Origin of the sequence: Streptomyces sp. SID8352, assembly GCF_009862265.1 — a bacterium.
GTDB lineage: Bacteria > Actinomycetota > Actinomycetes > Streptomycetales > Streptomycetaceae > Streptomyces.
Genome location: NZ_WWGX01000045.1, coordinates 41852 through 48996, shown reverse-complemented (window position 1 = coordinate 48996; position 7145 = coordinate 41852). Strand labels below are relative to the sequence as shown.

6 protein-coding genes are annotated in these 7145 nt (G+C 68.5%); 1 reads left to right on the top strand and 5 read right to left on the bottom strand.

The features are described 5' to 3' along the window. The first annotated feature begins 364 nt into the window (after positions 1 to 364). Positions 365 to 1966 carry a hypothetical protein gene (locus tag GTY84_RS17210; protein ID WP_161227159.1) on the top strand — a complete coding sequence of 534 codons (1602 nt, stop codon included), beginning with the start codon at positions 365 to 367 and terminating at the stop codon, positions 1964 to 1966. Between the two features lie 116 nt (positions 1967 to 2082). Here the strand turns inward: GTY84_RS17210 and GTY84_RS17205 are convergent, their stop codons facing one another. From GTY84_RS17205 to dnaB, 5 genes are all read right to left on the bottom strand, one after another. Next, a complete protein-coding gene (locus GTY84_RS17205; RefSeq protein WP_161227158.1) occupies positions 2083 to 3093 on the bottom strand; it encodes a hypothetical protein in 1011 nt (336 codons plus the stop codon). After that, on the bottom strand, positions 3090 to 3860 hold the full coding sequence (locus GTY84_RS17200) for a hypothetical protein (protein WP_161227157.1): 771 nt from the start codon (positions 3858 to 3860) through the stop codon (positions 3090 to 3092). The genes GTY84_RS17205 and GTY84_RS17200 overlap by 4 nt, the downstream gene beginning before the upstream one ends. Before the next feature lie 114 nt (positions 3861 to 3974). Continuing rightward, positions 3975 to 4850, bottom strand: coding sequence for a DciA family protein (locus GTY84_RS17195; protein ID WP_161227156.1), 876 nt, complete (start codon positions 4848 to 4850; stop codon positions 3975 to 3977). Between the two features lie 168 nt (positions 4851 to 5018). Beyond that, a complete protein-coding gene (locus GTY84_RS17190; RefSeq protein ID WP_161227167.1) occupies positions 5019 to 5351 on the bottom strand; it encodes a hypothetical protein in 333 nt (110 codons plus the stop codon). Positions 5352 to 5679: 328 nt separating this feature from the next. Then, the gene (gene dnaB / locus GTY84_RS17185) at positions 5680 to 7083 is read right to left on the bottom strand and encodes a replicative DNA helicase (protein WP_161227155.1); all 1404 of its coding nucleotides are present in this window, start codon (positions 7081 to 7083) and stop codon (positions 5680 to 5682) included. Positions 7084 to 7145 lie beyond the last annotated feature (62 nt).

The window sequence follows — 7145 nt, the reverse complement described above, 5'->3', positions numbered from 1 at the left end:
GTCGTCCCCGCATCCGCGGGGGTAGCTCGGCCGGGGGCAAGGCGGTCCAGAAGGTGGTCGAGTCGTCCCCGCATCCGCGGGGGTAGCTCCAGGAGAAGGATCGCAACGTCTCGGGTGGGCAGTTGCCGGATCTGTTCCGCCGGAACCGGCGGCGTGAACGTGTACCTCATGGGCGCACGCTACGGCGTGGCACCGACAGCCGAGGCCCGTACCTCGACAGGGGAGACTGCCGGGCCGAACACCATGCTTAGCGGCGCTCCAGCGTTGTCAGTGGCGGAATGTACTGTCAATCAGTTGGGCGCCCGGCAGCGTGGCCGGGTGCCGGCCGGAGGCGGTTCTCGTCTCCAGTACGGCTGGAGGTTGCATGGCCCTGGACAAACGCCGCGTGCAGACCGCAGTGATCGGCAACCCCGATTCCGAGCTCCCCGTGGTCCTTCCGATGGAAGCGATAGAGCTCGACGACTTCCGGACCCGCCACGCCAACCAGACCTACTGGTGCGGGACGTGGCTGGGCGGGTGCGGCCACCAGCTCTTCACCAAGCTGTACACCGACCGCGCCTGCCACTTCGCGCACGGGCCCGATCCCAAGCACACCTCCACCTGCGCCCGCAAGGCATCCGGGGTTTCCAGCGCGGACCACCTGTACATCAAGCACGGACTGTTGGACTGGTTGGCGGGCCAGGACATCACCGCCACAGCCACCATCGCGCGCGATGCCGACGGCTCGATCGGCCGGGACGTGCTCTTCGACCCGGCCGGGCGCGACAGCCTTCGGGTGCTGCTCTCATCACCCGGCTCTTCCGCATCGAGGGAAGAGGACCCCGCCCGTCTGGTGCTCGGCCCGGAGATGACGCCGGATCCGGACGTGCTGCTGCGGCAGGGCTATGTCAACCGCATCCAGCTTGTCCCCGACGGCACCCGCCGCCGGATCCAGGTAGGCACCGAACGCCATGGCGGGACCACCGACTGGTTCGACTTGGACGAGGTGGAGCTCACCGACTCGGGGCTCACCACCCCGGCGGTCGAAGAAATCCGCCGGCTGCGCACCATATGGCGGCCCATCGGTGTACGGACGCCCAAGGCCCCGCCGCCACAGAGTCGGCCGACCGCGCGGGCCGTCAGCGACGAAACGCACGGTGTCCCGTCGCAGGACCGTGACGCTGTCATGGCCGCCCTCGAGGAGGCGGTCAGTGACGGGCGTAGCCGTACGGAGATCCGCCGCTGGCTGAACAGGGCAGAGGAAGTGACGCACGGCGGGGCCACCGCGGAAGAAAACGAACTGATCAGGAAGGCTGCCGACGCGCTGCTGAGGCTGGAGCGCGGAGTCGGCGTGCCGACGCCGCGGCAACCGACTTTCCAGGAGCGCAAGGCCCTGCAGAACGTCGAACGGCTGCTACGCGTTCTCGCTCAGTACAAGGCGCACGGTATGGGGGTCACGCTCCGCCAGCGCAACCAGCTCGCGAAGGCCGCGCAGCAGGCTTCGGCCTGGCTCACCGACGAACAACGCCTCCAGGTGCAGGAGTGGCAGAACGATCCGGAACCCGCACCCGCGCCGCGGGCCCCTCAGCCGCCGCGCGGCCGCTCACCGCGCCCCCCGGCTTCCCGCCCAAAGCCGTTCGACGGGGCAGGCCTGGCTGACGGCGTACGCGACGTTCTGGAACACGCAGCCCGACTGGGCAAGACCGTGCCCCTCACTGACCTGTGTGCCCAGGTCAAGGGCCTGGGCGAGCTGACGGAATCCGATCAGGCTCAGGTGCTGCTCCGGGTCAGGCCCACCGTGCGCCCCCGTAGCGCGAAACCCCAACGTCCGGCCCTGCTCACCGCTCTGATCACTACGGAGGACGGGGCCATGCACCCGGTCTACCGGCAGCTCGCTGACCACGCCGGCCATCATTTGCCCCAGCAGGCCGACAGCGCCTGGACCGAGACCGTCAAGATCCTCCACGACCGCTACCGCACCCCATAGCGGCACGACCAACTACGCAGCGGCACGGAGGTTCGATGCAGTGCGAAGGCCGCCGGGTGATCCGGGCGGCCTTCGCCGTGAGGTCTGAACCCTGGAAGGTTCGGTGTATTGCCGGATCACTCATCAGCCGAGGCTTCCGGCATCGTCTGGAGGACGGTCTCCACCAGGCGTTGGCGCACAACGGCTCCGACGGGCCGCATTGACTCCGGGTCTCTGCCAGTGACCGGGTGCTGCAGAAGATCGGTAGCCGCCACGACTGCGAGAGCGGCCTGACGCGGGTCGAGCACAACGGCCAGACGCTCGTGCAGCAACTTGAGGTGCGCGACTGCCCGCCTGGCGACCCGCTGCTCAACGTCGTACTCCATCCCAGCAGCGGTCTGCTCCAAGCCATCGAGGCACCGAAAGACGGCCTCCGGGTCCCAGCTGCCGGGGTAGGTGTGGAGCCACTGGATGAAGAATGCCAGCTCGTCGTCATCGTCCGGGACGCCTGCCTCATCAGGCTGGACTCCGGTGTCAGCAACCGGGGGTGCCGGATCAGAGGCCGGCTGGGGAAGCCCCTGCTCGATGTCGCAGAAAGACGGCTCCAGCGGTTGAAGATCCAGCACCGTGTAGAAGAGGGTGCGGGTCATGGCGCTCAGTCCGCAGCCCGCCACCTCGCCGAAAGCCTTGATTGGCCACGTGGGTTCGGTGACAGCGCGCAGTGCGTGGGTCTCGAACTGGTTGACCGCGTGTGTACTGATGTTGACGCGCGGGGCGCGGGGGTTCTTCTGCGCAGATTCCGCAGCAGCCCGGGTGGAGCGCCAGACCAGGTTGTAGATCTCTCCCAGCGGCCGGTGCCGTGCCACCTTGTAGGCGGCCTCACGCAATCTCTCGATGTGATTTTCGGTCACGGCCGGAAGGTTGAGGTCTTCCAGTCGGTAGGTGAAATAGCGCAGCGCTTCTTCAGCGATGCATTCCTGCGTCAGGGCGAGGAGGTCGTTGTGCTGGCCTGCGGTGAGGCGTTGCGGTGCCAGTCGTTCGCTCAGCACGGTGTCCAGGTGCTGGGCTCCGGTTCCCGCGCTCGTGGCGAACGGTGCGTAGAAGCAGCTGTCCAGCGGGAAGAACTGCGATGTCAGCTGGGGGCTCACATGTACGGAGTCGGGATCACCGTCCGCCGCGGCGAGGGCGGCCTGGAATGAGGCCGGTTCCCACTCCATAGCGTGACCGAGGTGGTGGGGTGGATTCTGATGAGGTCGGCCCGGACCAGTGTGCCCAGGAGCTGGGCGGTTTCGCGCTGTGCGGGGTGCAAGGGATCGAGCCAGGATCCGATCGCGGAGATCGGCGTGGTCGATGGCGCGTACCGGAGCAACGCCAAGGCTGCTATCATCTCGCGCACCGAGGCCCTGGGCACCGTCTCGGAGAACGTGAGCCGGTACCGATCTTCCATGACCTCGCGCTGCGTGTGTCGCCAGGCAGCTGCAGCTGTGTCGAGTGCCTGCTGCTCTGCAGCGCGGGCACGGGCTGCTTCACGCTTGGCCCTGCGTTTCGGGTCGTTGAGCGTTTGCAGGGCGGACATCAGGGATTCCGTGCACGCCACGCACACAGGCCTCTCGCCCTTGGCCAGGTCGGCAAGCGCGGTCCGGGAGGTCAGGCTGAGCTGCTGTTGGCACTCAGGGCAGGTGTGGTCGACGACGGCGCGCACGCCACCTGCCGCGATTACGTAGAGAGGGCCACCCCAGCCGAGTGTGTCGATGTCTGCGGTCTTCTCGCACCAGACAGGCGTGCCCAGCTCAGGATGGAAGCCGGCCATGGCCCAGTAGCGTTCGCCGATCGCGATCAGCTCGGGGTCGGCGCCGTCGACCGGAACAACGGTGGGAGTCAGCCCGGCCAGCACCGTGCTCATCTCATCAGTCACAGTTGCACACTGTATGCAACGGTGACTGCGGCGTTTCCGGAACGTCCAGGCTCGGCCTACAGGGGTGAATGAGGACATCATGCCGCCTTCTCGGACATCCGATGAGTCTGACGGTCACGGCATGCAAGCCTGAAAGACGGCTGCTCCGCTTTCGCGGGCGAGTTCGGCGAGGGAAAGCTTTTCACCTTCACTGACTACGAAGGCGACGCAGAGATCGCGCTCTGTGCCCACCAGCCACTCATTGCGCCGGCGACGGGCGTCCGCATCGCCCTGGCTGACCGTGCCGAGGTACGTGAAGGTGTCGACGTGTGGTGGGGTTGGGAGATCAGTCGATCGGACAGACGTTGCCCATTCCTCGATCATCTGGTCGGCCGCGGTCTCATTAGCGTGCAGAAGACACAATGGGTGTTCGGGGCCGGCCGTCTGCGTCGCGTCATGCCATACGTCCATGAGGACGTTCTCCAGACACTGCCGGTCGGAGAAGTCGGGTGAGGTAACGACCAGCACCCACACAGGGCGAAGGCTGCTCTCGCGCAGCCGGACGATGGACGTCTCGGGCAGGACGGAGCGCAGACGGGCGAGGACATCGGGGGCGCGCTGGGCCAGCTGGTCGCGTGCCTGAGCTGTGTCCGCTTCCGTGACGAGTTCCTGGCCCCAGTCTGCCAGGCTGCGTGGGCGGACCTGGGCGGCCAGGTCCACGCCGACCATGTCCGCCCACTGCTGGATCAGTACCTCGGGAGGGGAAGGCTTCAGCACGGCGATCCCCGATACCTCCGGTACAGCGGGAGGACGTTGGACGTTGAGGCGGCTGGCGATATGCGGTGCAAGAAGGCGCAGGTTGACGGACCAGGGCATGTCGGAGCACAGCACGCAGAGCTTGCCGTCGGAAGAGACACCAACCGGTTGGGCATGGCGGGCCACATCGGCTCCCGCGGCAGCGCGCCACCAGTCGTCGGCCTGGCCGAACCAGTCCGGGCGTTCCATGTCCATCGCTTTGGCCTTCCAGTTCTGGCATGGCGGCGCGCGCCGTGCAAGAGGGTTCCTTGGTCATGCCCAACGACGGCTGCCTCCACCGGGTAGCCCCGCCGTCGGGTGGTTGTCTCGAGGAGAATTCGGTGCTTCGAGGGCTCGTAGTCGTTGTCCCGGCGGCACGACGGTTTACGCGGTGGTGCGCAGTGCAGCCGGGTGGGCGATGCCGGCCACTGTCTGCTCCTGCCGGGCGGCACGTTCCGCCCGGGCCCGGCGTAGTGCCAGGGCGCGGGTGGCCTCGGACTCGCGTCGGCGCTGAATGCGAGCCGTCCCGACCCAGGCCGGCTGGTCGTCCGAGGGTACTTCCGGCTCCGGGAACGCCCGTCGGCTCAGCTCGCGCATCGCCCTGGTCTGCCGCTCCACCGCTTCCGCGATCCCCGGATCCACCCGGGACGGCGGCGCGGCCTGGCGGTGCGCCTCGATCGCGCGGCGGTAGCCGTCCGGCGGCGGCCGGCGCTCCACCGGAACGGCGGGGGCAACCGGCTCCGGTGCGACATCGCCCAGGATCCCGGCACCTACCCCTACGTCATCATGTGCCAGACCGCTCACCTTTCGGGATGCCATCACGCATCACCCCATCGTTCAGGTGCACATGCGCTGCCCGAGTACGAGTTCCGGCGCCGTCTGAAGTGGCACGTCCACGAGAAGGGTGTCGTGCTCTATCAGGGGGAGGGCTCGGTGGATCACAGGGGGGCGCTCTCCGCCCCGGATGGCCGGGGGGCCGCCGGGGCGGAGAGCGTCGTCGTACGGGCCGTTCAGGCAGTTCGTGAGGCCTGTTGGGTCGGGTGGGTCAGGTGTGTGCCATGTCGACGAAGCGCGAATAGTGCAGTTGTGCGGCGACGGTGATCGTGGCTGTCGGTCCCCCTCGGTGCTTGCCGACGATCACGTCGGCCTCGCCCGCGCGGGCAGACTCCTTCTCGTAGGCGTCCTCGCGGTGGAGAAGGAGCACGATGTCGGCATCCTGCTCGATCGCGCCGGACTCGCGCAGGTCGGAGACCATGGGCTTCTTGTCGGTGCGCTGCTCGGGCCCGCGGTTGAGCTGCGCCAGGACGACCACGGGGACGTCGAGCTCCTTGGCCATGAGCTTGAGCTGGCGGCTCATCTCCGCCACCTCGACCTGACGGTTCTCCGCTCGGCGGGCGCCGGTCTGCATCAGCTGAAGGTAGTCGATGACCACCAGGTCCAGCGAGCCGCGCTGCTTGAGCCGCCGGCAGTGGGCCTTGACCTGCAGGACACTGACCCCGGCCTCTTCGAAGATGTGGAGGTCGGCTTCTTCCAGGCGCTGGATGCTCCGGGCGACGCGGGCCCAGTCCTCCTCGGTGAGCTGGCCGCTGCGCAGGTGGTGGTAGCCGACGCGGGCGTCGGCGGAGACGATGCGTTCGTGGACCTCGTCGCCGCTCATCTCCAGGGTGAACAGCGCGGCGGTGTGGTCGTGCTTGATGGTGGCCGCGCGCAGGAAGTCGACGGCGAGGGTGGACTTGCCCATCGCGGGGCGGGCGGCGACGACGATGACCTGGCCGCCGCGAAGCCCGCCGGTGAGGCTGTCGAGGTCGGTGAAGCCGGTGGGGATGCCGGAGACGACCTCGCCGCGGGCGCGGGCTCCGAGCCGGTCCAGCAGCGCGGCGGCACGGTCGCGGGGGCGGAAGCTCGCAGTCTGCGAGACGGTGTCGACAGCAGCGTTGAACGCGGCCCCGGCGGCGTCGGCCAGGTCGTCCGCATCGCCGTCGGCATAGCCGAGGCCGGCGATGGCGACCCCGGCCTCGACGAGGCGGCGCTTACGGGCGTGGTCGCGGACGATGTCGGCGTAGTAGGCGCCGTTCGCGGCGGTCGGCACGGCCTGGACGAGGGTGTGGAGGTAGGGCACGCCGCCGATGCGGGCCAGGTCTCCGCTCTTGGTCAGTTCGGCGGCCACGGTGATCGGGTCGGCGGGTTCGCCCCGGCCGTAGAGGGCCAGGGCCGCGCCGAACACGGTGGCGTGCGCGGGCCGGTAGAAGTCGCCGCCGGTGAGGATCTCGAGGATCTCGCCGATGGCGTCCTTCGACAGCAGCATCGCGCCGACCACGCACTGCTCGGCGGCGAGGTCCTGGGGCGGCATCCGTTCGAACGACGGCAGCTGCTTGCGGGACTCCTGGGGTCCGTCGGTGTCGCCGTACCGGTCGGCAGCGTGGTGGGGCGTGGCCTCTACGGTGGTCATGTGCACTCCTGGTCGGTATGAGAGCTGGCGGGGTGTCGGCGGGCCGCCCGGTGCAACGGGCG